The organism is Isoptericola aurantiacus (genome assembly GCF_044769875.1).
Classification (GTDB): Bacteria; Actinomycetota; Actinomycetes; order Actinomycetales; family Cellulomonadaceae; genus Isoptericola; species Isoptericola aurantiacus.
In genome coordinates this window covers 213,218-237,971 of sequence record NZ_JBJBAE010000003.1, presented here as the reverse complement: position 1 = coordinate 237,971, position 24,754 = coordinate 213,218, and the positions used below count along the sequence as shown (strand labels likewise).

Below are 24,754 nucleotides of genomic sequence, written 5' to 3'. Positions count from 1 at the left end.
AAGATGGCGCACGGCGTTCTGGGAACCCGCCGAGGCTACCATTGCGGCCATGCCTGCGACCGAGACCCCTCGACGACCGAGACGCGCCCCGCGCACCACGCCGGAGGTGCCCCGCAGGTCTGTCGGCAGCCGGCTCAGGCAGGTCGGGGCCACCGCGTGATCGAGATCACCTGGGGACTGGTCCTGGGCGGGCTGCTGGTCGGCTTCGTCGTCGGGCTGACGGGCATGGGCGGCGGGGCGCTGATGACCCCGATGCTCATCTTCGTCTTCAAGATCGACCCGCTGGTCGCCGTCTCGAGCGACATCGTCGCGAGCCTGTTCATGAAGCCGGCGGGTGCGATCGTGCACCTGCGCCGCAGGACGGTGAATCTCCAGCTCGTGCTCTGGCTGTGCCTCGGATCGGTGCCGGCAGCCTTCTGCGGCGTCTTCCTCATCCGGGCACTGCCCTTCGGCGACGACCTGGACGAGGCGCTGCAGCTCGTGCTCGGCGTCGCGCTGCTCCTGGCGTCCACGATGCTGGTGGTGCGAGCCACCCTCGGCATGGTGCAGCACCGCAGGGCGCTCGGCGAGGGTCCGGCCCGCCCCGCGAACGCCGAGGTCGTGGTGCGCAAGGTGCCCACCGTGATCCTCGGGCTGGTCGCCGGCCTCCTGGTCGGCATGACGTCGGTCGGCTCCGGGTCGATCATCATCGTCGTGCTGCTGATGCTCTACCCGGCGCTCAAGGCGTCCAACCTCGTCGGCACCGACCTGGTCCAGGCCGTCCCTCTCGTCGCGGCGGCCTCGCTCGGCCACGTGCTGTACGGCGAGTTCGAGCTCGGTCTGACCGCGTCGCTCCTCGTCGGCGCGATCCCGGGCGCCTGGTTCGGCGCCCAGGTCTCCAGCCGGGCCCCGGGGGGCCTCATCCGCCGGGCGCTCGCCATCCTCCTGCTCGCCTCGGGCCTCAAGCTGCTCGGCGCACCCGTCGCCGTCGTGGCGGCCGCGGCCGTGGCCGCCCTGGTGCTGGGCAACCTGACCTGGATCCTGGTGCGCGAGCAGCTCGCCAAGCACCCGCCCCGGCCCCGCGCCACCGCAACTCCCCGGGAACACTCCCCGGTCGCCACGACGAAGGACGACACCGAACGCTCATGAACCTGCCCGACCACACCCGCGTCCTGACCGCCGACGAGCTCGACCGGCTCGAGCTGCACCTCGGCGGCGGCACGACGACGCTCGAGCTGACCGACCTCGCCGCCGACGCCCGCGTCACCCTCACCGACGCCGAGAACACCCCGCTGGCCGTCCTCGACGGCGGACGGGCCACCGCGGTCAAGCCCTTCGCCCGCGCGGCGGGACCGCACTGGGACCCCGCGCTACGCCGGTCCGCCCACGACGTCCAGGGCCGGGTGCGCCGGTCGGTGGGACCCGAGGGCGACGTCCTCGCCGTCGTCGTCGATGCGGCACCGACGCGGGACGAGCTGGACGCGTGGCCGGCGGTGACAGCAGGCGCCGACGCCGTGCTCGTCCTCGTGCCGGCAGCGCGGCGGTCGCCCGAGCCCGGCGTCCTGGGCGCTCCCGGCCTGACCCGGGCCGCCGTGGCCGTCGCCGAGACCGCGGCGGCTGCCGGGGGGCCGGCGGCGACCGTCGTGGTGGTGCCCTGGGCGGCGGGCAGCGGTGCGCTCGGGGCCGACGTCGCCAGGGCGTACGGTGCGGACCGTGTGGTCCGCCTCGCGGACCACCGCACCGAGGAGACCCGCCGGCGCCTCGGAGCCCTGGCGAGCCGCTGGACCGACGAGGTGGCGGCCCTCTACCCCGAGCCCGTCGCGCAGGAGGTCCTGCGGGCCGTGGAGGGCGCACGGCAGGAGGGCACCGTCGTCTTCTTCACGGGACTGTCCGGCTCGGGGAAGTCCACCGTGGCCCGTGCGCTGGCTGCCGAGCTCGACGACGAGGGCCGGCACACGACGCTGCTCGACGGTGACGAGGTCCGTCACCACCTGTCCCAGGGCCTGGGCTTCGACAAGGCCTCGCGCGAGCTGAACGTGGAGCGGATCGGCTACGTCGCCTCCCTGGTGGCCTACCACGGCGGCATCGCCGTGGCGGCACCCATCGCGCCGTTCGCGTCGGGTCGCGCCCGGGTCCGCGAGCACGCCGAGGCGGCGGGGCGATTCCTCCTGGTCCACATCAGCACACCGCTGGAGGTCTGCGAGGCGCGGGACCGCAAGGGCCTGTACGCCAAGGCACGCGCCGGCCAGATCCCCGAGTTCACGGGGATCTCGTCCCCTTACGAGGAACCCACGGACGCCGACCTGGTGATCGACACGTCGGTCACGTCCGTGGAGGACGCCGTCGCGATCGTCCGGGCCGCGCTGGACGAGCGAACCCGGTCGTAGGGCGGGCCCAGGGTCGCAGGGGCTCGACGCGTCGCGCCCCTGCGACCGTCACTCCTTGCGCTGCTTCTTGTTCTGACGGGCCCGTGGGCCGACCCCGCCGGCCCTGCCGGAGGACCCCGCCTCCCGGTGGGCGCGGACGAACGCGCGGTACTGCTCGGCGACCTCCGCGGCCGGGCCGTCCATGACGAGCTCGCCCTGGTGGACCCACAGCACCCGGGTGCACATCGCCTCGACGGTGGCGATCGAGTGGCTGACGAGGAAGATCGTGCCGGCGTTCTCGCGCACCTCCTCGATGCGGGCCTTGCTCCGCGACTTGAACGCGGCGTCGCCGGTGGCCAGGGCCTCGTCGATCATGAGGATGTCGGGGGTGGCGGCCGAGGAGATCGCAAACCGGAGCCGCGCCGCCATGCCGGAGGAGTACGTCTTCATCGGCAGGTACACGTAGTCGCCGATGTCGGCGAAGTCGACGACCTCGTCGAACCGCTCGTCGACCTCCTTCGGCGTCAGGCCGAGGGCGAGCCCGCCGATGACGATGTTCCGTTCCCCGGAGAGCTGGGGCATCAGTGCGGCGTTCACGCCGAGCAGCGCGGGCTCCCCGGCGACATGGACCGAGCCCGAGTGCGGCGGGATCAGTCCGGTGATGGCTCGGAGCAAGGTGCTCTTGCCGGAGCCGTTGACGCCCACGATGCCGATGGCCTCGCCGTGGTGGGCGACGAACGAGATGCCGCGGACCGCGTGGACCTCGCTCACGGCGCCGACGTGCTGCGACCCGGAGGCGAGCAGGCGCTTGAGCAGGGAGGGCTTGGCGACCGACTTCTTGGTGACGTGCGCGCCCGAGGCCGCAGCCGTGCGCGCCTTGCCGCCGATGACGCGGTAGACGATGTGCAGGTCGTCGACCACGAGGACGGGGTCGCCCAGGTGGGCGACGGGTGGAGCGCCGCCGAGATCCTCCGGGTCCAGCTCGCCGTCGAGGTCGACGTCCAGGTGCAGGTCCGCCTCAGTCACGTCCGTACCGTTCCTCTCCGCGCCAGAACACGATGAAGCCGAAGACCAGCGTCACGACCGCCCAGAGTGTGGCCCAGAGCCACATCCAGGCGTCCGGCGGGATGGACTCCTCCTGCATGAGGATCGACCGCGCGACGTAGAGGAACACCGCGATGGGCTGGTAGGTGAGGATCGGGTCGAGCACGGCCTCCACCCCGTCCGGCAGCCTGTCCACGTAGTGCGTCACGGGGAAGATGACCCCCGAGCCGTACATCGCGAAACGCATCACGAACGAGATGATGTTGTCCAGGTCCGGCGTGATCGCCACGACCCGGGCCATGATGAACGCCAACCCGGTGTTGAAGACCCAGATCAGTGCGACGATGCACGGCAGCAGGAGCCAGTACCAGGTGACGTGGATCTGCGTGTACGCCGGGATGAAGCCGCTGAGCAGGACGATGGCGCACATCACGAACAGCGTCGGCACCAGCGTGGCGAGCAGCGAGAACACCTGGGCGATCGGCAGCACGGCTCGGGGGAAGTGCAGCGACCGGATGAGGTTGGTCTTCTGCGCGATCGACCTGGCCCCACCCTGGACGGACTGGTCGATGAACCGGAAGAGGAACACGCCGATGACGATGAAGGCCACGCTGTTCGTCACGCCGCGGTTGGCGCCGATGAGGACGCCGAAGACGAGGACGTACACCAGGGCGTTCAAGGTCGGGTTCAGGACCGCCCAGAGCTGGCCCAGATAGTTGTTCTGGTTCTTCGAGTATGCCGTCGCGCTGCCCAGCGTCCGGATGAAGGCCCACCGCGCGAAGAGGTCGCGGAGGTACCTGGTCAGCGGTGGACGGACGCCCATCGGCTGGAGGCCGTACTGCTCGGCGAGCGCGAGCCGTTCGGCGGAGGACAGGGCGGGTACGATCGGAGCCGGCGGCGTGGGTCCTGCCGTCCTGGCCGGTCGTCCGCGGTCCTCCCCGGACGCGGAGGTCGCCTCGCTGGTCTCGGTGGTCACAGTGGTGTCGGAACCCGTCGTTCGGCAATGTCGACGCTCGAGTCTACAAGAGCGCGGGGGTGGTCAGGATCGTGGGCACGCCCTTCGCCGCTGCTCCCGCAGGGGTTCCCCCGACGTTCATGATCTTGTCACCCTCACGTCGTCGGTCCGACCCCGCTCCGTGGCCCGCTGGTGCCAGCATCGCGTCGTGGACGCGTTCGTGGAGTCTCCGTTGCAGCTGGTGTGCGCCGTCGAAGCGCATGCGGCCGGTGTGGCCGGCCCGAGCACCGTCGCGCACGTCCGGGACGGCGTGCCGACCCTCGCCGAGACGACGGACGCCGTCGTGGCGCTCGGCCTGCCCGTCGGGCTCGATCTCCACCCGGGCCCAGCAGTACGCCGGCTGGCCTCGGGGGACGTCCTCGTCGGGGACGTGTTCTCGGGGGCCTTCCAGGCCGCGCTGGTCCGATCTCCGCCGACGGCTCCGCGGCGGCTCGTCGTCGTCGACGACGGTCTGGCCACTCTCGACCTGATCCGGCGGCTCGTCGCGAACGAGCCGCTCGTCCGGCTCGCCAGCCGTCCGGGCCCGCTGCGCCTCGGCCTGGGCTCGCTCGCCGGGCGGCGGCTGCGGCGGCTCGCGAACGAGGGTCGCCTGATCCTGTGCACGGGGTTGCCGGTGCCCGACGACCTTGCTGCCGGGCTCGCCACCGCGGGGGTTCAGATCGCCCGGCACCGCTTCGACTGGCTCACGTCGCGGTCCCAGCACGACGCTCCGGACGAACCGACGGTCGTGGTGGGTTCGGCGCTCGTGGCGGACCGGCTCGTCCACGCGGACCAGTATGTCTCCTGGGTCCGGGGGATCGCGGCCGACGGGCCCGTGCGGTACGTCCCGCACCGCCGCCACGAGCCGATGGTGACCGCTCTGCTCGAACGAGTTCCGGGAATTCGGGTGGATGCCCCCGGCGCTCCGGTGGAGATCCGGCTCCGCGGGCTCCGACCGCATCAACGGGTGGTCACGCTCCCCTCGACCTCGGCGGTCACGTTGTCACAGCTGCTCGCACCGCGTGGCGTGGCGGTCGTGTCGCAGTCCGTCCCGACGGGGTGGTGGACGGACCGGGCGGGGCCACAGCTGCGCCGACACCTCGAGGCGACGCACGACCTCGCCGTCCTCGCGGTGGCGAGCGCGCACCGCGACGCGGGGCGCGCACCGGACCGCACGGACGCCGTCGTCCGGTCGTGCGTATGACGCCACCGGACGGGAACTCCTCGACCGGCGGCCCGCTGCGCGTGCTGGCCGTGGCGGACTCGGACTCCTATCTGAAGTGGGCCTGCTGGACCGTGGACAGGCTGCGTGGCGGTCAGGACGGAGCGGACCCGTCGACCGCCGTCGTCGTCCTCCGGTCGCCGATCGCCCCCACCCGGGACCAGGTGACCGCCGCCGCCCTGGGCACCGAGGTCCTCCCACCGCCCGTGGTCGGCGTCGCGGCACTGCGTCGTCTCGTCCGGCGGGAACGCCCGGACGTCGTCCTGGTGGCGGCGACCGGGCCCGTCGCCGAGCTGGTGGCCCGCCACGTCGTCGGCGCTGTGCGCGGCCCTCGTCCCGCCCTGGTGGCAGGGCTGCCGGGCATGGCGCTGCCGGCCACCGCACAGGGGACGGGCTGGCGCCGGTGGTGCGACGCGTTCGTCGTCCACGCACGCGTCGAGGCCGAGCCGTACCGGGCCGCGTTCGCCGACCACGGGAGCACGCCGGAGCTGCCTCTGACCCGGTTGCCCTTCCTGGACGTCCCTGCGGCCCACCGAGCAGCACCGGGTCGCGGACCGTCCCGGATCGTGCTGGCCGCGCAGGCCAAGGTCCCGGCGGCTCGCGCCGAGCGTCTCGCCCTGCTCGACTCCCTGGCACGGCTGGCGCAGGACGGCACCGAGGTCGTCGTCAAGCTCCGGGCGCGTGCGGGCGAGCGGCAGACCCACAACGAGGAGTACCCGCTCGACGAGCTCTGGGACGCCGGGCACCGGGGGCTGGGCCACCCGGCCGGTGCGGTCACCTTCGCCACCGGGGCGATGGGTGACCACCTGGTCCCCGGGACGGCCCTGGTCACCGTCAGCTCGACGGCCGCGCTGGAGTCGTTGGCTCGGGGCCTGCCGACGGTCTTCGTGGCGGACTTCGGGGTCGGTCCGCACCTCCTGAACGAACAGTTCGCGCGGTCCGGGTGCCTGCTCCGGGTCGCCGACGTGCCGGCGGCGTCGCGTGCAGGAGGGCCGGCTCCGGACCCGGCCTGGTGCGAGGATCACTACCTCCACTCCACGCCGTCGGAGCTCCCCGCCGTCGTCGATCGGCTGGCTCGTCGCTCCCGCGCGGACGCCCTGCCACCGCTCACCGTCCAGCCGTGGTCCTGGCCCCGGCACCTCTACACGCTCCTGCGCTCGCTGCTGCCGGTGCGCCTGGCCCGGGCCCTCGGGCCCGACGGCATCAGGCGCGGTGGTCGACGACGGCGCGGTCGGTGAGGCCCCGGACGAACCCGGCCCCCCAGGCCAGATGCATCGTGGCCATGACCAGGGGCAGCACCGCGGCTTCCGCGAGCCCGAGCCGCGGTGACCTCACGGCCGCGTGCGCCGACGCCGCGAGCAGCCCGAGCGCATAGAGCATCGGGACGGCGGACCCGGCCAGGAGCAGGGCGGGCGCCCCGACGACGACGCCCAGCAGGGCGGCGACGACGGACGCCGTCGTCGCCAGCACCACCGCGGGAGGCGCCAGGTAGCGCAGGCTCGCGGTCGACCGGTCCCGCCGGATCACCTCGCGCCGCCACATCCCGGTGCGCCAGAACTGCTTGGCCACGGCCCCCACCGTGCGTCGGGGCCGATAGGTGACCTCGAGGTCCGGGTCGAACCACAAGGTGCCTCCCGCACGCCTCAGCCGGTGGCAGAGGTCCCAGTCCTCGGCGCGGACGAGGCTGGGATCGTAGCCACCGACGGCCTCGACCGCCGCTCGTCGGAACGCACCGAGGTAGACCGTCTCGGCCGGCCCTTCCGCGCCACCCACATGGAACGACGCCGACCCGATCCCGGCCGGATGGCTCATGGCGCGCGCTGCCGCACGCTGGACCGTCGTCGTGCCGACGGGGCGCATCAGTCCACCGGTGCCGACCGCGCCCGTCCGTCGTAGCGTGGCGACACAGCGCTGGACGTAGTCGGCGGGCAGGACGGTGTGCCCGTCCACGCGGAGGATCACCTCGGCTCCGTCCGCGCGCGAGATCGCGGCGTTGAGCCCGATCGACCGTGAGCCGGTCGGACTGTCGACCAGCTGCACCCGAGGGTCGTCGTCGGCGAGAGCTGCGGCGATCTCCGCCGTCGCGTCGTTCGACGGTCCGACCGCGAGGACGAGCTGCATCGGCCCCGCATAGTCCTGCCCGAGCACCGAGGACACGGCGTCGGCCAGGTAGGCCTCCTCGTCGCGCACGCACGCCACCACGAGAACGCCTGGCAGGGTCGACCGACCGGTGGGATCGGGCGGGTCGGTCGTGGCGGCCCGCGGCTCCGCGTCGGTCGTCGCAGGACAGGTGTCAGTCATTCCGCGCCTCCAGCGCGGCCATACCGGCACGGCGTTCCTCGCCGGCGCGGGAGTAGTGCCGACGGGCGACCTTCCGCAGCGCACCACCGGTGCGTCGGTCCAGCGCGTCGGCGAGCTTGAACAGCCGGGTCGACCGCCAGGGGGAGAGCCGGAAGCCGCCCGGCAGCCCGAGCGTGGTGAGCCGTCCTCGGCGGAACCAGAGTCGGACGTCCTCCACGTCCAGGGTCCGCAGGAGCTGGGTGGTGGACGCCCGGAACTCCGTCAACCGCTGCGGCTGCTGGCAGTACGAGACGGCGCGGACGAGCTGTTCGAGCCGCGCGGGATCCCGCCAGGTGTCGTCGGGGCGTCCGAGCGCGTCCGTGACCACCGCGGGGACCCGGTTGCTGTTCGAGTACGGCTCGAGTCGTTCGAGCAGCATCGCGGTGCCGACCCCGGACGTCGGGATGCCGTAGACGGCGGAGGCCGTGGCCAACGCCGTCGAGAAGCACGAGAGCACGAGACCTGGCGGCGACTCGGCGAACACCTGCTCGGCCAGGACGGCGGACGGCATCGCCGTGAGCGTGACCCCCAGGGTCCGTGCGTGCTCGGCGAGCTCCTCGGTGCCCTGGCGCGGTGCGGACGGGTGCGGCTTGAGCACGATCTCGGTGAATCCCTGGTCCGCGGCCGCGCGGACCATCGACCGATGCAGGGCCGCTTCCTCGTCGACCGACACGAGGCCGATCGCCGCGAGGTACTGGCCGAGGATCAACGCGTACGGCCGGCGCTCGGGGAGAAGCCCCGCGATCGGCGCGACGCCCGGGGCGGTCGTGAGGCCCGCGATCACCTTGCGGAACGCCTCGGTGGAGATCACGGACGACGGCACGTCCCACTCCGCGAGGAGCGAGGGCCGGACCCCGGGGAGGAGGTCGAGGTGCAGCAACCGGTCGATCCGGCCGCCGGTCTCGAACGGCAATCCGAACCGGGTGGGCCCGTAGACCATGAGACCGTCGGCGTAGACGGTGACGGCGGCACCCGAGAAGATCGAGACGATCGCACCGGTCGGAGGGGTCGCGACCGACTCGCCCACCACCTCCACCGGTTCGTCCCCCAGCCCCCACCGGTCGCGCAGCAGCCGCTGCCACAGGGGCACGTCCTCCGCGCGGGGTCTCCACTGCTGAGGGTGCAGCGGAGCGACGACGTCGTTCCACGCGACGACGTCGTCGAACCGCTCACGCAACGCGGCGAAGGCGGCACCGTCGGTGAAGGGCGGGTGCGCCTCGGGGACCGGGACGTTGTTCTGCACCACGAGCAGGGTGCGCTCGCGGCGTTCGAGCACCCCGGCGTCCCACGCGGCGACGACCGTCGCCGCGCCGAACAGCGTGGAGGCGGTGATGATCTGGACCGTCACAGGTGGACCCCCTGGCGTCGGATGGCGTGGGCGCGCTGGTGCCCGATGGCGGTGGTCTGCGCGGCGACCACAGCCGGGTCGAACCGTCCGACGAGGGCCTGCGCCCGGGCGACCATGGCGTCCCAGACGTCGTCCGGGTACGCGCTGCGCCGGTTCACGTGGTGGTGCAGCACGGCCAGCGTGTCTCGCAGGACCTTGGGTTCGAACTCGGTCTGGCCGGCGGACCGGACACCGTCGAGCACGCGGTCGTAGGCCAGGAGGAAGCCCAGCTGGCGGGAGTCGCCGATGTCGGTCAACGACCCCGACACCTGCCGGCGGTAGACGTAGCCGGGGGCGTCCACGACGGCGTACTCCCGGGTACCGAGCAGCAGCCGCCAGGACCACTCACGGTCCTCCGCGGTCGGCAGGTCCTCGTCGAACCGCGCCAGGCCGGCGTCGACAACGCGACGGGAGAGGAACCTGCTGCTGACCTGCACGTAGTTGACCATCGTGGACCGGGACGTCGGCATGACGCCGGTGCGTGGGTCGAGGACCCGGTGGCGCCGCGGCTCCGGCGCCCGCACCGTGCGACGGGCCGTGCCCCGCGCCTGGACCTGGTCGCACACCAGGAAGTCCGCGTCGCTCGTCCCGGCGTGCGCCAGCATGGCGCTCAGGTGACCGGGGAAGAACCAGTCGTCGGGGTCGAGGAAGGTCACCCAGCGTCCCCGGGCCTCCCGCACGCCGTGGTTCCGGGCGGCCGACACCCCGCGGGACACGGAGTGGCGCACGGTGCGCAGGCCGGGGAGTCGCTCCGCGGCATCCTCGAGGACCCGCCCGGTGTCGTCCTGCGAGCCGTCGTCGACCACGATCACCTCCAGGTCGTCCCCCAGGTCCGAACCGCCCGGACCCTGCCGGCGCAGGCTCCCGAGGGCGTCGGGGAGATGCCGCGCGGCATCCCTGGCGGGGACCACCACGGAGACCGCGGGGCGTCGCGTGTCCAGCATCGCGCCCTGCCCGTCAGGCGTCGACGCGGCGCAGGCGCGACATCGGGGACAGCTCGCCGGGCATGACCCGCTTCTGACCGTCACCCAGGGCCTGCTCCAGGATGCGGATGTCCCGCACCAGGTTGGTCAGGCCCTTCGGCTCGAGGGAAGCCGCGTGGTCCGAGCCCCACATCGCGCGGTCGAGGGTGATGTGACGTTCCACGGCGACGGCCCCGAGCGCGACGGCGGCGAGCGAGATCTGCAGGCCCGTCTCGTGCCCGGAGTACCCGACCGGGACGTCGTAACGCTCCTGCAGCGTCGAGATGGTGCGCAGGTTCGCCTCCTCGGGAGGCAGCGGGTACGTGGAGGTCGAGTGCAGCATCACCAGTCCGTCGGTGCCCAGGATCTCCACCGCGGCATCGATCTGCTCCAGGGTGGACATGCCGGTCGACAGGATGATCGGCTTGCCCGTCTCCGCGAGCGCCCGCAGCAGGTCGTGGTCGGTGACGGAGGCGGAGGCGACCTTGTGGGTGGGGACGCCGAACTCCTCCAGGAAGGCCACCGAGGGCAGGTCCCACGGGGAGGCGAACCACTGGATGCCGTGGGCCTTGGCGTACTGGTCGATCTCCGTGTACTGCTCGTGCTCGAACTCGACGCGGTACTTGTACTCGAGGTAGGTCATCTCGCCCCACGGCGTCTGCCGGATCTTGTCCCGCTGGGCCGCGGGGGTGCTGATCTCCGGCGTGCGCTTCTGGAACTTGACCGCCTGGCAGCCGGCAGCCGCGGCGACGTCGATGAGCTGCTTGGCGATCTCGACGTCGCCGTTGTGGTTGATGCCGATCTCGCCGATGACGTAGACGGGGTGGCTGTCGCCGACCTCGTGGTCGCCGATGCGGACCGGGGCGAGGGGGGTGGTGGTGCTCATGACGGGGTCCTTCCTGAGGTGGTGTGGTGCGATGGGCCGGGCGGCATCGGGCCGGCCCGTGAGGATGCGGTCACAGATCTCCCGGACGGCGCCGTGGCCGCCCGGGCGGTCGAGGACGACGCGTGCGACGGCGACGACCTCGGGTCGGGCGTCGGCCACCGCCACCGGCCAGCCGACGACGCCGAGCGCGGGGAGGTCGTTGACGTCGTTGCCGACGTAGGCCACGCGGGCGGGATCGAGCCGACGGGCCGAGCACCAGTCGCGCAGGGCTGCCGCCTTGTCGTCGACGCCGTGCAGGACGTCGACGCCGAGCTTGTCGCCGCGGGCGGCGACCACCGGGTTCGTCTCGGTCGAGAGGATCAGCACCGGGAGTCCGGCGCGGCGGAGCCGGGAGATCCCGAGTCCGTCACCGCGGTGCACCCGGACCTGCTCGGTGCCGTCCTGGGAGACGAAGGCGCCGTCGTCGGTGTGCACGCCGTCGAAGTCGGTGACGAGAGCGTCGACGTCCATGCCGTCGGGGCCGCGGCCCGCGGCACCGGGCAGACCCCCGAGCGGGTCCGCGGGCTGTCCCAGCAGCGTCCGTGCCAGCCACAGGTCGCGCGGCTCGTCGATCTCGAGGGACCACTCCGGGGCGACCGGCTGCAGGCCCACCGATCCGAAGAACCGGCTGCCGCTGGTGCGGAGACCGGCCGTGCGCATCGCGTAGAACGCTCCGGTCTCGCGGAAGTGCGGTGCCCGGTCCTGCCGGCGGGGCCGGCGCTGCGTGTCGTGACCGACGGGTACAGGACCGCCGTCGTCGTCGAGCCGCCACTGGAAGTCGTGCGTCGGTGCGACCGCCACGACCACGTCGTGCTCGCCGGCGGAGACCCTGCGCACGGCCGCGTCCAGGTCGGACGGGTCGACGAACGGTGAGGTCGCCTGGAGCAGGACGGTGACCAACGGGTCGGGCGCCGGGGAAGGGCCACCGTTCACCGCGTCGAGGACGTGCAGGACGGCCGACTCCGAGCTCGCGGTGGACCCTGCCAGGTCCGCGGGACGCTCGACGACCCGCGCTCCGTGGGCCCGCGCCTCGGCGGCGATCCCGTCGTGGTCCGTGGACACCACGACCTCTCCCACGGACGACGCCGCGAGAGCGGCGCGGACCGCCCTGGCAACCAGGGTGACCCCGCCGACCCGCTCCAGGTTCTTCAACGGGATCCCCGTCGAACCTCCGCGTGCGGGAATGACGACGAGCGCTCTGCCGTCCGGGTTGTTGCTGTTCATGGCGGTGACACTAAGAGCTGAACGATAAGGGCTCCGTCATTTCCGGAGAACTGCGGGAGAACATCGGCGTTCGGAGAGATGAACGTTGCGCGACAAGGTCCCGGAACGGTCATCCGCACGATGGACTGTGGCCTTATATAGGTGCAGTCCGACGACCGCACCTCCGATCCGCAGGAGCTTTCGCATGACCACCGGCCCGCCGTCCTCCGTCGTCGTCCACCTGAGCGTGGACCCGGCCACCACACGCACGATCCACCGGTGGTGCCGTGCGCACGGGCCGGCGCTCGCGGCCCGAGGCATCACGGCCCGGACGGACCCCAAGGAGCTTCGCGACGCGGTCACAGGTCTCGACCTGCGCTCCGACCACGGCCGTCGACAGCTGCGCGGATATGTGGCCGACGGCGGACCGGTGCTGTGGTCGTCAGGTCAGGTCCTCGGGCCCGTCTACCGGTTCACCGGCGGCGACCTGCTTCCCGCGGCGGCATCGGCGGTCGCCGGTATCGACGTGGCCACCCGCGACGCGACGCGTCATGTCGCCCTGACGCTCGTCCCGCACGGCCGGGCGGTCATGGACGCCTATGTCGAGTCGGTCCGCGCCGGCCATGCGGTCGCCTTCGACGACTTCGTCGCGTCGTTGCCGCGGCAACCTTCCTGGACCCCGCTGGTCCGGCGTCTCGTGGAAGTCTTCGGCGCCGACCGCGTCACCGCCCGCATCGCCGGCACGGACACCTCCAGGCAGGTGCTGACCGAGGCCGAGCGCGTCCTCGCCGCGGGCCCGGACCGGGGGCCGCTTCCCGACCCGCCTGCCGAGAGCCGGCCCGCCGCGCCGTGGACGCCCCGCATGGTGGCGCTCACGTTGGCAGCCCTGCCGCACCTGCGTTCGTACGAGGAACGCGGGGCGTGGCGAAGATTCGTCGAGACCCGGGTCGACCGCGCGGATGCCGGCTCCGGCATCGCTCCCGCGCTCGGACTCGCACCCGCCCAGGAAGACCGACTCGCCCGGTGCGACGCCGAGGACATGGCCTCGATCCAGGCGCTCGTGGAGGTTCGATGAGATCCGCAACCGCCCCGCTCCGTCGGATGCTCGGGCTCGCGCCACGTGCTCGTGACGAACGTTCCCGGGTCGTGCTCCATCTGGGGTCCCAGAAGACCGGCACGACGGCGATCCAGGCATGGTGCCGGGAGAACGGCGAGCTGCTCTCGCGGCACGGCGTGGCCGCGCGCACCACCCAGGAGGAGATCCGTACCGCGCTCGGCGGTTGGTACGACACGTCGCGGGACGGCGCCGACCGCCGCCTGCGCGAGTTCCTGGACGCGACCGGCTCGCACCGGGTGTTCTACTCGTCGGAGAGCAACGTCGGACCGTCCTTCGTGGCCGGCGCACCGGACCTCTACCCACGACGACGGGCGTGCCTGGAGGGCATCGACAGGGCGACGGCGGACCGGGAGCGCACCGTCCAGTTCACGATCCGCAGCTACGGACCGTTCCTCGAGTCCGCGTACCTGCAGCAGCTCAAGCATGGTCGGGCACAGTCGTTCGCGGCCTTCACCGCCGACATCGACCCGGCGTTCTCCTGGGTGCCGGTGGTGCAGGACCTCGTCGACGTCTTCGGTGCGGAGAACGTCGTCCTGTACGACTACGACAGGGACCGGACCGGGTCCGACCCGCTCGTCGGACAGGTCCTGACCGATGCCGTCGGCGCCCTCGGTGCCGGGCAGGCCGTCGCCGGCGCCGACTGGTCGCACCGCACGAACTCGCGATACACGCAGCGCATGGCCGACCTGGCGCTCGACGTGCTGCCCCTGCTGCGGACCGACGGCGAGCGGACGGCGTTCCACCGGTTCGTCAGCCACGACGTCGCCGACCAGGACGGGGAGCCGGCCACGTTCCTCGACCCCGAACAGCGGCAGGCTCACGCCGTGCGCTACGCCGACGACCTCGCGGCCGTCGCCTCGTTGGTGGACGTCCGATGACCCTCGTCGTACCGGAAGTACCGCGCGAGCAGGGGCTCCCGGTCCAGGACCCGGCGGCGTGCGTCGTCGGGCACGGAGAACCCGGGATCGCGGTCCAGCCGCCGGCTCGTGTTGACGCGCCGGGTGCGGGACAACGCCTCGAGCGCCACCTCGCGCGACGGACGCCAGCGCAGCTCCGGCCGCCGCACCAGGTCCTCGAGGTCGTCGATGAGGGACTCGTTGCGCACCACGACGTCGGCGCGTACCCGGGCGGCGTACTCGGTGACCAGCTCCTCGGCGCTGCGGACCGCGGAGATCCAGCGCATCGGCCGCACCGTGGACAGGCGGGCCACCCGGAACGACAGGAGGCCGGCCACGGGCGCCACACCGGACCGGTGGTAGGTGGGCGGGTTGAGCGCCGAGGAGTACTGCGGGTCGAGCACCACCTCGAGCCACCGCGAGAAGCCGGCCGAGCTCCCGTCGTACAGGCCGCCCAGCCCGGCGTCGCGCAGGGTCCCGGACAGGCCGCCCTTGCCCTGGCAGCCGTAGGAGTACAGCGACAGGTAGGTGTCGAACGGGTCCCGCACGGACAGCACGTGGAGCCGTCCCTCGGGCGGGCGGTCCTCCATCGGGGCGTGCTTGCGGAAACGTACCTCGTCGTCGTCGAGGAAGTCCCGCAGGAACTGCGAGACGTAGGTGGACCCGGACTTCTCGACATCCATGTAACCGAGGGAGTGGAAAGCGTGCACCGGACTGACCGACCTTTCTGTCGCGAAAAGACTTCTGCTGCGTGCCCGACGACGATCGCGGCACCGTTCGATGTGCACGGGACGGCGAGGCACGTCGATGCCCAGGGGGAGTGGACGACATGACGATGAATGTTCGGGAAACTGTCGATGTCTTCGCGGCGACCATTCTTGAAAATACAGTCCAGCACTACGACTGGGGATCGACCACCGCCATCCCGGACCTGCTCGGCGCGACCCCCGACGGTCGCCCGGCTGCCGAGCTCTGGCTGGGGGCCCACCCGTCGGCCCCCTCGCGCCTGTGTCCGCCTGGTGGAGGCGGCGTGGTCAGCCTCGCCGACATGGTCGGGTGCGATCCGGTCCGGACTCTCGGCCCGCGGGTCGTCCGTGACTTCGGCCCTCGGCTGCCCTTCCTGCTCAAGGTGCTGGCCGCGGACCGACCCCTGTCGTTGCAGGTCCATCCCGACGCGGCCCGGGCCCGCCGCGGGTATCAGGAGGAGAACCGGACCGGTCCGGCGGTCGGACACCCGACCCGGTCCTTCCACGACGACCAGCACAAGCCGGAGATGCTCGTCGCCCTGACGCCCTTCGAGGGACTGGCCGGCTTCCGGAGCCCGCGTGCGGTCCGCGCCCTGCTCGACGGGCTCGAGGGAGACCTCGTGCGACGGATGCGCGCGGCACTGGACGGGCGAGCCCCGGCCGACGCGATGCGTGCCGCGACCGCACTGCTCGTCGGGACCCGCACGGAGGACTCCTGCAGCGCCGAGCTCGACAGGGCGGTGGCCTCGGTGGCCCGCCGCTACGAGGCCGGCTCGCCCTCCGCCCGTGCCGACGCCACGGTCCTGCACCTGGCCGAGCAGCACCCGGGTGATCCCGGGGCGCTCGTCTCCCTGCTGCTCAACCGGGTGACGCTCGAACCAGGGGAGGCGATGTTCGTCCCGGCGGGCGAGGTCCACGCCTACCTGTCGGGGGTCGGGGTCGAGGTGATGGCGGCGTCGGACAACGTGCTGCGGGCCGGTCTGACGTCGAAGCACGTGGACGCTCCCGCGTTGCTCGAGTGCGCGGGGTTCGCACCTCGGCCCCCGGGCCGGCCGGAGACGACGGTGACGGGGAGCGGGAGCGTCGTCACCACGCACCGTGCGCCCGCGACCGAGTTCGCGCTCACGCTGACCGAGCTCGCGCCCGACGACCCGGTCGGGCTGCTCAGCGACGGGCCGCGCATCGTGCTGGTGCTGGACGGGCACGTGCGCCTGCTCACCGGTTCAGGTGAGCTCGAGCTGCACCAGGGGCAGTCGAGCTTCGTCCCGCACGCCGCGGGTCCCGTGACGGTCGACGGAACCGGGCACGTCGTGTGCGCCTGGGTGCCGTGACCTGCGGTGCGGCCGGAGGGCTGTCGTTCGCTAGAGTGTGCGGGCCGCGACCGACGGCGACGAGGAGAGCGCACCCCCATGCCAGTGTTCACCAAGGGCGACAAGGCCGTCCTGTACGTGCACGTCCCGAAGGCCGGTGGCTCCGCCATCGAGAAGCACTTCGAGGCCGCCGGATACGCGATGTCGTTCCGGGACGGGAAGACCGGCCCGGGGACGCTGAACCACTACCGGCGTTGCTCACCGCAGCACATGCATGCAGCACCCTGCGAGGAGACCTTCCGGCTCGAGCGGTTCGACGCGATCTTCACGGTCGTCCGGGAGCCGCTGGCCCGGTTCCGTTCGGAGTACTCGATGCGCCGTCGGAGGAATCTCGATCTTGATCCCGCCGTTGTCGAGCAGTGGTCCCGCCGCATCCTCCGGAAGTTCGAGCAGGACCCCTACGTGCTCGACAACCACATCCGGCCGCAGAGCGAGTTCGTGCTTCCCGGTGCGCTGGTCCACCGCCTCGAGGACGGCTTGGAGAGCCTGATGGCGCTGTTGAACGACCAGTTCTCGCTGGGGATCCCCGAGGAGGTCGCCCGCGTACGTACGAGCGAGAAGAACAGCGGCGTCCCGAGCCAGGACGTGGAGCTCACGCCGGCGCTCGAGTCCCGATTGCGCGACTTCTACCGCACGGACTTCGACACCTTCGGCTACTGAGCGCGGTGGCCGCACCGGTCACCGCCCGGCGGCGTACCCCTGCGCCCCGCGCGGGTTCGCCGCGGCCCCGAGCACCCCGGTCGCCGGGTCGCGGGTGACGGCGGTGAGCCGGCCCAGGGCCCAGTCGCCGGCGAGCGTCAGCGCGTGCCCGCGCTCGGCCAGGCCGGCGAGCACCTCCGGACCGAGGCGGTCCTCGACGACGGCGCCGCCGGGCGTCCATGTGCGCGGCCAGAACGAGTCCACCCGCGAGGTGGTGTGCAGGGTGGGTGCGTCGACGGCCTGCTGCGGGGTCCACCCCCCGGCGAGGACGCGCAGCAGGAACGGCAGCTGCCACTGGTCCTGCTGGTCCCCGCCCGGTGTGCCGCAGGCCATGACCGGCGTGCGTCCGCCGTCCGGCGTGGGCGCGAGCACGAGGGTCGGCGACAGGGTGGTCCGTGGCCGGCGCCCCGGCTCCAGCCGGTTGGGCGAGGCCTCGTCCAACCACGTCATCTGCAGGCGGGTGCCGAGGCAGAACCCGAGGTCGGGCACCGTCGGGGAGGACTGCAGCCAGCCGCCCGAGGGCGTGGCGCTGAGCATGTTGCCCCACCGGTCCACGACGTCCAGGTGGCAAGTGTCGCCGCGGACGGCACCGTCCGCGGCGACGGTGGGCTCCCCGGTGCTCGACGACGTCGGTCCGTCGGCGCGCAGGGGTGGCAGCGGGGGAGCGGCCCGGCCGGGGACGACGCCGGGTCGCAGCTCGTGCGAGGCGCTCTCGCCGACGAGGGCGCGGCGCCCGACGGCGTAGGTCTCGGAGAGCAGGTGCTCGAGCGGCACGTCGGCGTCGCCGTACCAGGCCTCCCGGTCCGCCAGGGCCAGCTTGAGCGTCTCCAGGACGCAGTGGGCCCCGAGCTCGGTGCCGACGTCGAGGTGGTCGTCGTCCAGGCCGTCCAGCAGGCGCAGCGACTGCAGCAGCACGGGGCCCTGGGTCCACGCACCCGGCTTGACCACGGTGCGGCCACGGAACTGCGTCGTCGCCGGGTCCTCGTAGGACGCGGCGAAGGAGAGCACGTCGACGGCGCTCAGCACACCGGCGTGGTCGCGGCCGTCGGAGTGGCGGTGCGGCGTGGCGACGAACTCCTCGGCGGCGGCACCGACGCGTGCGCGCCAGGTGTCCCGGGCGGCGTCGACCGCCGCGGCCCGGTCGCGGCCCGCGGCGGCGGCGTCGTCGGCGACGACGCAGAGCTCGTCCAGCAGGTCGGCGTAGTCGGGGTTGGTGATCACGTCGCCGGGCCGGGGCGGGTGGCCGTCCGGCATCCAGCGCGCTGCGGACGTCGGCCAGTGCTGCGTGAACAGGTCGGCGACCCGCGCGATCGCGGCGGCGACGGCGGGCAGCACGGGGTGCCCGTCGCGGGCGTAGCCGACGGCGGGAGCCAGCACGTCGCGCACCGGCCACGTGCCGTGGTCGCGCAGGAGCAGCAGCCAGCCGTCGACGGCGCCGGGCACGGCGGCGGCCAGCGCGCCCGAACCGGGGACGAGGTCGAGGCCCTCGACGTCACGGTAGTGCTCGATGGTCGCGCCGGCGGGCGCCGGACCCTGCCCCATCAGCACCTGCGGGTGGGCCGGCCGGTCGGCCGTGGCGAACAGGCCGACCAGGTCCCCGCCGGGTCCGTTGAGGTGGGGTTCGACGACGTGCAGCACGAAGGCGGCGGCGCATCCGGCGTCGAAGGCGTTGCCACCGCGTTCGAGCACGGACTGGGCGGTGCCGGTGGCCAGCCAGTGGGTGGAGGCGGCCATCGCGTGGGTGCCCTGCAGGTCGGGGCGCGTGAGGTGCGGCGGCGGTGCGGTGAACGTCATCGGGCGACCTCCCGTCCGCGCAGGTGGCCCAGGAGCGTAACGGCCAGGGCGATCGCAGCGCTCACGCCGACGCCGAGAGCCAGGTCGACCTGCAGGAGCAGCGCACCGACGCCCGCGCCCGCGCTCAGCAGCAGGATCGCCGCGACCCGGCGCCAGACGTGGCGACCGTGGCCGCCCACCAGGCGGGAGTCCATCGCGAGCCCGGTGATCGCGCTGGTGACCACGACGGTGGTGATCTCCTTGACGGCGAGGTGTCGCGCGGCGGCGGCCTGCAGCCCCATGGCTGCCGCGAGCAGGCCGGTCACGGTGAGCTGGACGCCGTGCGCCATGTCCCCGGCGGTGGCGGCCAGCAGCACCGCGAGCACGACGAGGATCGCGGCGACGGTGCCGAAGCACGCGGTCGTGCGGCCGGTCCACCCGACGTCGTCCTTGCGCAGCACGAGCCCACCGAGCGCTGCGCCGGCGAGGAACGTCGCGAAGGCCAGCAGCGGCCCGACCACCGGCAGGTCGTCGGCGCCGGCGAGACCCATGCCGAGGATGACGACGTTGCCCGTCATGTTCCCGGTGAAGACGCGGTCGAGGCCGAGATAGCCGACGGCGTCGGCGATGCCGGTGGAGAAGGTCAGGGCCAGCATGAGGCCGAGGTGGAGCTTGTCACGATGCACGGGGGCAACCTTATGCGGCCGCCGTGTCGTGAGGATCCTCACGACACGGGAAGCCGACATTCATTGCCAACTGCTGCGTCCGGGGGCCTCCAGGTCACATCATGATAACGAATTGGGTGTCATCGTGATAAAGATCATCGACATCTGTTCGTGGGCTCACCAGGAGTTCCCCTCGAATGTCCTACTGTGAAGTGCAGTGCCCTGGTCGCCTCGTGGCCGAACGCGCCACGAGGAACGGGCGATCTGCCCGTGCGGGCAACGGAACCAGCCGCGCCCGACGACCTGTCAATGTCCCCGACCCGGGAGAACCGTGCCAGCCATCGAGGCGAACGGCCTGACCAAGATCTTCGGACGCCGACCGCAGCGCGGTGCCCGCCTGCTGAAAGAGGGTGCCGACCGCGACAGGCTCCGCAAGGAGGGCCTGACCGCCGCAGTCATCGACGCCACGTTCGACGTGAAGCCCGGCGAGATCTTCGTCGTCATGGGGCTGTCGGGCTCCGGCAAGTCGACCCTGATCCGGATGGTCAACGGTCTGCTGGAGCCGACCGACGGCACCATCTCGATCGACGGCCAGGACGTCACGCACCTGTCGACAGCCGGTCTGCGCGAGGTCCGTCGCACCAAGGTGTCGATGGTCTTCCAGCACTTCGCGCTGCTGCCGCACCGCACGGTGGGTGAGAACGCCGCCTACCCGCTGCAGCTGCGGGGCGTGAACCGGGCCGAGCGGGAGGAGCGTGCCGAGGAGGCCCTGGGCATGGTGGGCCTCGGCGGCTGGGGAGGTTCCATGCCGTCGCAGCTCTCCGGCGGCATGCGCCAGCGGGTCGGTCTGGCCCGCGCGCTCGCGGCCGGTACCGACGTCATGCTCATGGACGAGGCGTTCAGCGCGCTCGACCCGCTCATCCGCAAGGAGATGCAGGACCAGCTCCTGGAGCTGCAGACCGAGCTGGGCAAGACGATCCTGTTCATCACCCACGACCTCAACGAGGCCATGCGCCTGGGCGACCGCATCGCGATGATGCGCGACGGCCGCGTGGTCCAGGTCGGTACCACCGAGCAGATCCTCAACGAGCCGGCCAACGACTACGTGGCGCAGTTCGTGGCCGACGTCGACCGGTCCCGGGTCCTGTCCGCGGGCGCGGTCATGGAGCGTCCGGTCGCCGTCATCGGTCCTGACGCCGGTCCGAAGGCCGCGCACAAGCTCATGCGCGAGCACCAGGTCTCCTCGTTGCTCGTCATCGGGCGCGACCGCACGGTCTCCGGCGTCGTGTTCGAGCACGACGTCGCCGACGCGGTCCGCCGCGACGCCGGTCGCCTGCCGGTGAGCGGCACCCCGGTCGCGCAGGTCTCTCCGGACACGCCGCTGGCCGAGCTCTTCCACGACGCGGCCGCGAGCACGGCGCCGCTGGCCGTGGTTGCTCCGGACGGCCGCCTGCAGGGCGTCATCCCGCGGGTGACGCTGCTGAGCGCGCTGTCCGTCCCCCCGAGCGACGACGCCGACGGCACCGTGGGTGCGGGCGACGACCCCGCCGACGGCGAGCCCGTCCTCGACACGGCAGGAGCGAGCTGATGGCCCCGATGTCCACCTCCGACACCCCCTTGATCCCCAAGGTGCCGATCGGCGAGGCCGTCGACAGCGGTATCGACTGGATCAACGACAACCTCGAATGGCTGCTGGACGCCATCACGGCGGTGATGTCGTTCCTCATCGACGGCCTGACGGACCTGCTGCTGGCCCCGAACCCGCTCGTCCTGGTCGCCGTGTTCACCGTGCTGGCGCTGCTCGTGCGGTCGTGGGGGCTCGCCGTCTTCACGCTGATCGGCACCCTGCTGATCATCTCCATGGAGATGTGGGAACCGGCGATGGAGACGCTGAGCCTGGTGCTGGTCGCCACCGTGATCGCCGTGGTCGTGGCCGTCCCCGTCGGCATCCTCGCCGCCCGCAACGACACGGTCAGCGCGGTCGTGCGCCCGGTCCTCGACTTCATGCAGACCATGCCGGCGTTCGTCTACCTGGTCCCGGTGGTCCTCTTCTTCGGTATCGGCGTCGTCCCCGGCGTCTGTGCCACGATCGTCTTCGCCCTGCCCCCGGGCGTCCGGCTCACCGAGCTCGGCATCCGTCAGGTCGACGGCGAGACGGTCGAGGCGGGCGAAGCCTTCGGCGGCACGCCCTGGCAGATCCTGCGGGGCATCCAGCTGCCGCTGGGACTGCCGACGATCATGGCCGGCGTCAACCAGGTCATCATGCTCGCCCTGTCGATGGCGGTCGTCGCCGGCATCGTCGGGGCCGGGGGCCTGGGTGGCGAGGTCGTCCAGTCGATCTCGACGCTCGACGTCCCCCAGGGCGTCGAGGGCGGTCTGTCGGTCGTGATCCTGGCGATCTTCCTCGACCGCCTCACCGGTGCCATCGGCCAGCCCACGGGCCGGTCCCTGGTCGCCAAGGTCCGCAGCTTCCGACCGGCTGCCGCACCGATGGCCTGAGGACGCGCCTCAGGCACACCCGACGAACCTGCCGGGCAGGACACGACCTGCCCGGGACCCACGTCCCGGGACCCGTCCCCGACACGGGACTCCGTCCCTCGACACGGAAGGAACTCATCACATGAGCACCCATCGCAAGCACCTCCGCCGCCAGGGCGTCGCCCTGGTCTCCGCCGCCGCCCTCGGGCTCACGCTCACCGCGTGCGGCTCCGACGACGCCGACAGCAGCGGTGACGACATGGCCGGCGGCTCGTCCGACGGCGACATGGGCACCATCACGCTGGGCTACATCCCGTCCTGGACCGACGGTCTGAGCACCGCCTACCTGCTGGACAACGTGCTGACGGAGGCCGGCTACACGGTCGAGCACCAGGACGTCCAGGAGGCCGGCCTGCTGTACACGGCGCTCGCCGAGGGCGACGTCGACATGTACCCGTCGGCCTGGCCCGAGGTCACCCACGCCCAGTACATGGAGGAGTACGGCGACTCCATCGAGGACATCGGCACCTACTACGACAACGCCAAGCTGACGCTGGCCGTGCCGGAGTACACCGACGTCGACTCGATCGCGGACCTCGCGGACAACGCCGACCTGTTCGACGGCACGATCACCGGCATCGAGCCCGGCGCCGGTCTCACCGCGGCCGTCCAGGACGACGTCATCCCGACCTACGGTCTGGACGACGCCGGCTACGAGCTGAAGACGTCGTCCACCACGGCGATGCTGACCGAGCTCGAGCAGGCCACGGAGAACGACGAGGACATCCTCGTGACGCTGTGGCAGCCCTTCTGGGCGAACGCCTCCTACCCGGTCAAGACGCTGGAGGACCCGGAGGGCGCGCTCGGTGAGTCCGAGGGCCTGCACTTCCTGGGCACCGACGGCTTCTCCGACGAGTTCCCGGAGGCGGCCGACTGGATCAGCCAGATCAAGCTGGACGACGAGCAGTACGGCACGCTCGAGAGCACCGTGGTCAACGACTACCCGGACGACCCGGCTGCCGGCGTCCAGGCGTGGCTCGACGAGAACCCGGACGTCATCCCGCCGTTCGAGGGCTGAGCCGCCCGGCAGTCGTCCCGTGGCGTCGATCCGATCGCGCCCCGGAGCCTGCCTGGCCGCTCGAACGGAGCGCCCGCCCCCGGCACACCTGCCGGGGACGGGCGCTCCGTCGTTCCCGGTGCCGTCAGCGCAGCGAGGCCGGCCGCGCCAGCTCCCGGGCGGCGGCGCGGACGGGACCGTACGGCTCGGGCTCGTTCCGGGCCGCCGGAGCGCCCTGCGCCCCCGACCTGAGCGCCACGAGCGCCGGGACGGACGGCAGCGCCCGGGTCACGGCCCGGCGCAGGCGTGTCGAGAACGGCCGTTCCACCGCGTGGTGGATCAGCACGGCGAGCAGCACGGAGACGCCGACGGCTGCTGCCAGCGTCGCCCATCGGCCCACCCCGGCCCGCGACAGCCACTCGGTGACGGCCCACCCGAACTGGGTGTGCACCAGGTAGAGCGGGTAGGTGAGGGCGCCGGCCAGGACGCACAGCGCTCCGAGGCGAGGGTCGCGGACGGCGGCCCACGGCCGCGTCGCGACCCAGACGGTCGCGACGACGGTCAGGAGCACGGTGACCGCGACGCCGGGGGAGACGGGCACGCCCTGCAGCTCGGAGGCCTGCTGGGCCGACGTCGTCACGCGCACTACGGCCAGCGCCAGGAGGGCGGCCAAGGAGGCGCCGACGACGGCGGTGCCGCGGCGTCCGGGCCGGCCCGGGGCCGCGGTGGTCGCCGGGGCGCCCGCGGCGGCCGCTGCGTCCGGGGCGCTGCGGGCGGTCACGTCCTGCCAGAGCAGGAACAGCAGCATGCCGATGCCGAGGTAGACCGAGTGGCGGACCACCAGGTGCTCGGCGAGCACCGGGTACCCCAGGGCATGGGCGAGGATCCCGGCTGCGGGCCAGCCCAGGGCGAGGCCCAGGACCTTGGCCCGGGTCAGCGGGCCGAACGCCAGGAGGACGCCGACCAGGACGTAGAACGTCAGCTCGACCAGGAGCGTCCAGTACACGACCTGCGACAGCTCGGCGCCGAAGACGTCGGGCGCCATCGTGAGGTTGAGCAGGGTGTCGCCGAGGCCGAGCTCGCGGCCCCCGGTCCAGAAGGCCTGCAGGAGGGCCGTGACGGCGATGCACGCCCAGAACGCGGGGTAGAGCCGGCCGACGCGGGACCCGACGTACTGCGCGAGGGAGCGCCCCTGGGTGGACCAGAGGATCGCGAACCCGCTGACGACGAAGAACGCCTCGACCGCGAGCCAGCCGTAGCGGGTGACCTCGTTCAGCCCGGCGAACAGCGCCGTCACGTCGGCACCCCAGTAGCGGGTGGCCGTCGGTGTCGCGGTGAAGTGGTAGAGCACCACGGCCGCCGCCGCGCCGAAGCGCAGGAGGTCGAGCAGGTGCATCCGCTGGGGCGTCCGCGTCGTCGATCTCATCGGAGCACCATAGATCACGATTTGATAACGGCGCTCGGTCGGCCCCGGGACGTCCGCGCACGGCTAGGCTGGAACCCTGCGCCGACGGGAGCCCCCAGCGCGCGA

The 24,754-nt window shown here is 72.5% G+C and carries 21 protein-coding genes and 1 pseudogene; 11 read left to right on the top strand and 11 right to left on the bottom strand.

Annotated elements, in window-relative coordinates:
- Positions 1-156: 156 nt before the first annotated feature.
- Entirely contained in the window at positions 157-1,128 is a 972-nt protein-coding gene (locus ACIQLL_RS11040) for a sulfite exporter TauE/SafE family protein (protein ID WP_402466750.1), read from the top strand.
- Entirely contained in the window at positions 1,125-2,366 is a 1,242-nt protein-coding gene (gene cysC, locus ACIQLL_RS11035) for an adenylyl-sulfate kinase (RefSeq protein ID WP_402466748.1), read from the top strand. Before ACIQLL_RS11040 ends, cysC begins: the two co-directional genes overlap by 4 nt.
- Before the next feature lie 48 nt (positions 2,367-2,414).
- Here the strand turns inward: cysC and ACIQLL_RS11030 are convergent, their stop codons facing one another.
- A complete protein-coding gene (locus ACIQLL_RS11030) occupies positions 2,415-3,371 on the bottom strand; it encodes an ABC transporter ATP-binding protein (protein WP_402466745.1) in 957 nt (318 codons plus the stop codon).
- Positions 3,364-4,365 carry an ABC transporter permease gene (locus tag ACIQLL_RS11025; protein ID WP_402466742.1) on the bottom strand — a complete coding sequence of 334 codons (1,002 nt, stop codon included), beginning with the start codon at positions 4,363-4,365 and terminating at the stop codon, positions 3,364-3,366. Before ACIQLL_RS11025 ends, ACIQLL_RS11030 begins: the two co-directional genes overlap by 8 nt.
- Before the next feature lie 187 nt (positions 4,366-4,552).
- Between ACIQLL_RS11025 and ACIQLL_RS11020 the strand changes: the two genes are divergently transcribed.
- Positions 4,553-5,587, top strand: a complete 1,035-nt coding sequence (locus ACIQLL_RS11020) for a hypothetical protein (protein WP_402466740.1) — start codon at positions 4,553-4,555, stop codon at positions 5,585-5,587.
- Entirely contained in the window at positions 5,584-6,843 is a 1,260-nt protein-coding gene (locus tag ACIQLL_RS11015) for a DUF6716 putative glycosyltransferase (protein WP_402466738.1), read from the top strand. The genes ACIQLL_RS11020 and ACIQLL_RS11015 overlap by 4 nt, the downstream gene beginning before the upstream one ends.
- Here ACIQLL_RS11015 and ACIQLL_RS11010 read toward each other — a convergent pair.
- From ACIQLL_RS11010 to ACIQLL_RS10990, 5 genes and pseudogenes are all read right to left on the bottom strand, one after another.
- Complete coding sequence (locus tag ACIQLL_RS11010; protein ID WP_402466735.1) at positions 6,809-7,906, bottom strand: glycosyltransferase family 2 protein; 1,098 nt, start codon at positions 7,904-7,906, stop codon at positions 6,809-6,811. The genes ACIQLL_RS11015 and ACIQLL_RS11010 overlap by 35 nt on opposite strands.
- Complete coding sequence (locus ACIQLL_RS11005; RefSeq protein WP_402466733.1) at positions 7,899-9,293, bottom strand: polysialyltransferase family glycosyltransferase; 1,395 nt, start codon at positions 9,291-9,293, stop codon at positions 7,899-7,901. Before ACIQLL_RS11005 ends, ACIQLL_RS11010 begins: the two co-directional genes overlap by 8 nt.
- Positions 9,290-10,276: a glycosyltransferase family 2 protein gene (locus ACIQLL_RS11000; RefSeq protein ID WP_402466731.1), complete on the bottom strand. Its 987-nt coding sequence runs from the start codon at positions 10,274-10,276 to the stop codon at positions 9,290-9,292. The genes ACIQLL_RS11005 and ACIQLL_RS11000 overlap by 4 nt, the downstream gene beginning before the upstream one ends.
- A 13-nt stretch (positions 10,277-10,289) precedes the next feature.
- Complete coding sequence (locus tag ACIQLL_RS10995; protein WP_402467427.1) at positions 10,290-11,180, bottom strand: N-acetylneuraminate synthase family protein; 891 nt, start codon at positions 11,178-11,180, stop codon at positions 10,290-10,292.
- Between the two features lie 114 nt (positions 11,181-11,294).
- Positions 11,295-12,443, bottom strand: a pseudogene (locus ACIQLL_RS10990) (cytidylyltransferase domain-containing protein); the annotation flags it as partial.
- A 184-nt stretch (positions 12,444-12,627) separates the two neighbouring features.
- Between ACIQLL_RS10990 and ACIQLL_RS10985 the strand changes: the two are divergent.
- Entirely contained in the window at positions 12,628-13,497 is an 870-nt protein-coding gene (locus ACIQLL_RS10985) for a hypothetical protein (protein ID WP_402466728.1), read from the top strand.
- Entirely contained in the window at positions 13,494-14,417 is a 924-nt protein-coding gene (locus ACIQLL_RS10980) for a hypothetical protein (RefSeq protein ID WP_402466726.1), read from the top strand. The genes ACIQLL_RS10985 and ACIQLL_RS10980 overlap by 4 nt, the downstream gene beginning before the upstream one ends.
- On the opposite strand, the gene ACIQLL_RS10975 is transcribed toward ACIQLL_RS10980, so the two are convergent.
- Positions 14,369-15,118 carry a sulfotransferase family protein gene (locus ACIQLL_RS10975; RefSeq protein ID WP_402466723.1) on the bottom strand — a complete coding sequence of 250 codons (750 nt, stop codon included), beginning with the start codon at positions 15,116-15,118 and terminating at the stop codon, positions 14,369-14,371. The two genes, ACIQLL_RS10980 and ACIQLL_RS10975, sit on opposite strands and share 49 nt — an antisense overlap.
- A gap of 146 nt (positions 15,119-15,264) precedes the next feature.
- Here ACIQLL_RS10975 and manA point away from each other — a divergent pair, with 146 nt between their 5' ends.
- Together manA and ACIQLL_RS10965 are read left to right on the top strand one after the other, a co-directional pair.
- Complete coding sequence (manA, locus tag ACIQLL_RS10970; RefSeq protein WP_402466720.1) at positions 15,265-16,512, top strand: mannose-6-phosphate isomerase, class I; 1,248 nt, start codon at positions 15,265-15,267, stop codon at positions 16,510-16,512.
- 78 nt (positions 16,513-16,590) lie between these two features.
- Positions 16,591-17,211: a sulfotransferase family 2 domain-containing protein gene (locus ACIQLL_RS10965; RefSeq protein WP_402466717.1), complete on the top strand. Its 621-nt coding sequence runs from the start codon at positions 16,591-16,593 to the stop codon at positions 17,209-17,211.
- 18 nt (positions 17,212-17,229) lie between these two features.
- Here the strand turns inward: ACIQLL_RS10965 and ACIQLL_RS10960 are convergent, their stop codons facing one another.
- A complete protein-coding gene (locus ACIQLL_RS10960; protein WP_402466714.1) occupies positions 17,230-19,044 on the bottom strand; it encodes a gamma-glutamyltransferase family protein in 1,815 nt (604 codons plus the stop codon).
- Positions 19,041-19,709 (bottom strand): YoaK family protein, encoded by a 669-nt coding sequence (locus tag ACIQLL_RS10955; protein WP_402466712.1) that lies wholly within the window; start codon positions 19,707-19,709, stop codon positions 19,041-19,043. Before ACIQLL_RS10955 ends, ACIQLL_RS10960 begins: the two co-directional genes overlap by 4 nt.
- Before the next feature lie 310 nt (positions 19,710-20,019).
- Between ACIQLL_RS10955 and ACIQLL_RS10950 the strand changes: the two genes are divergently transcribed.
- The 3 genes from ACIQLL_RS10950 (at position 20,020) to ACIQLL_RS10940 (ending at position 23,244) form a co-directional block, all read left to right on the top strand.
- Entirely contained in the window at positions 20,020-21,276 is a 1,257-nt protein-coding gene (locus ACIQLL_RS10950; RefSeq protein ID WP_402466709.1) for a quaternary amine ABC transporter ATP-binding protein, read from the top strand.
- Between the two features lie 8 nt (positions 21,277-21,284).
- Positions 21,285-22,187 (top strand): ABC transporter permease, encoded by a 903-nt coding sequence (locus tag ACIQLL_RS10945; RefSeq protein ID WP_402467424.1) that lies wholly within the window; start codon positions 21,285-21,287, stop codon positions 22,185-22,187.
- Between the two features lie 121 nt (positions 22,188-22,308).
- A complete protein-coding gene (locus tag ACIQLL_RS10940; RefSeq protein WP_402466707.1) occupies positions 22,309-23,244 on the top strand; it encodes a glycine betaine ABC transporter substrate-binding protein in 936 nt (311 codons plus the stop codon).
- A gap of 124 nt (positions 23,245-23,368) precedes the next feature.
- Here ACIQLL_RS10940 and ACIQLL_RS10935 read toward each other — a convergent pair whose 3' ends face one another.
- The gene (locus ACIQLL_RS10935; protein ID WP_402466705.1) at positions 23,369-24,649 is read right to left on the bottom strand and encodes an acyltransferase family protein; all 1,281 of its coding nucleotides are present in this window, start codon (positions 24,647-24,649) and stop codon (positions 23,369-23,371) included.
- Positions 24,650-24,754 lie beyond the last annotated feature (105 nt).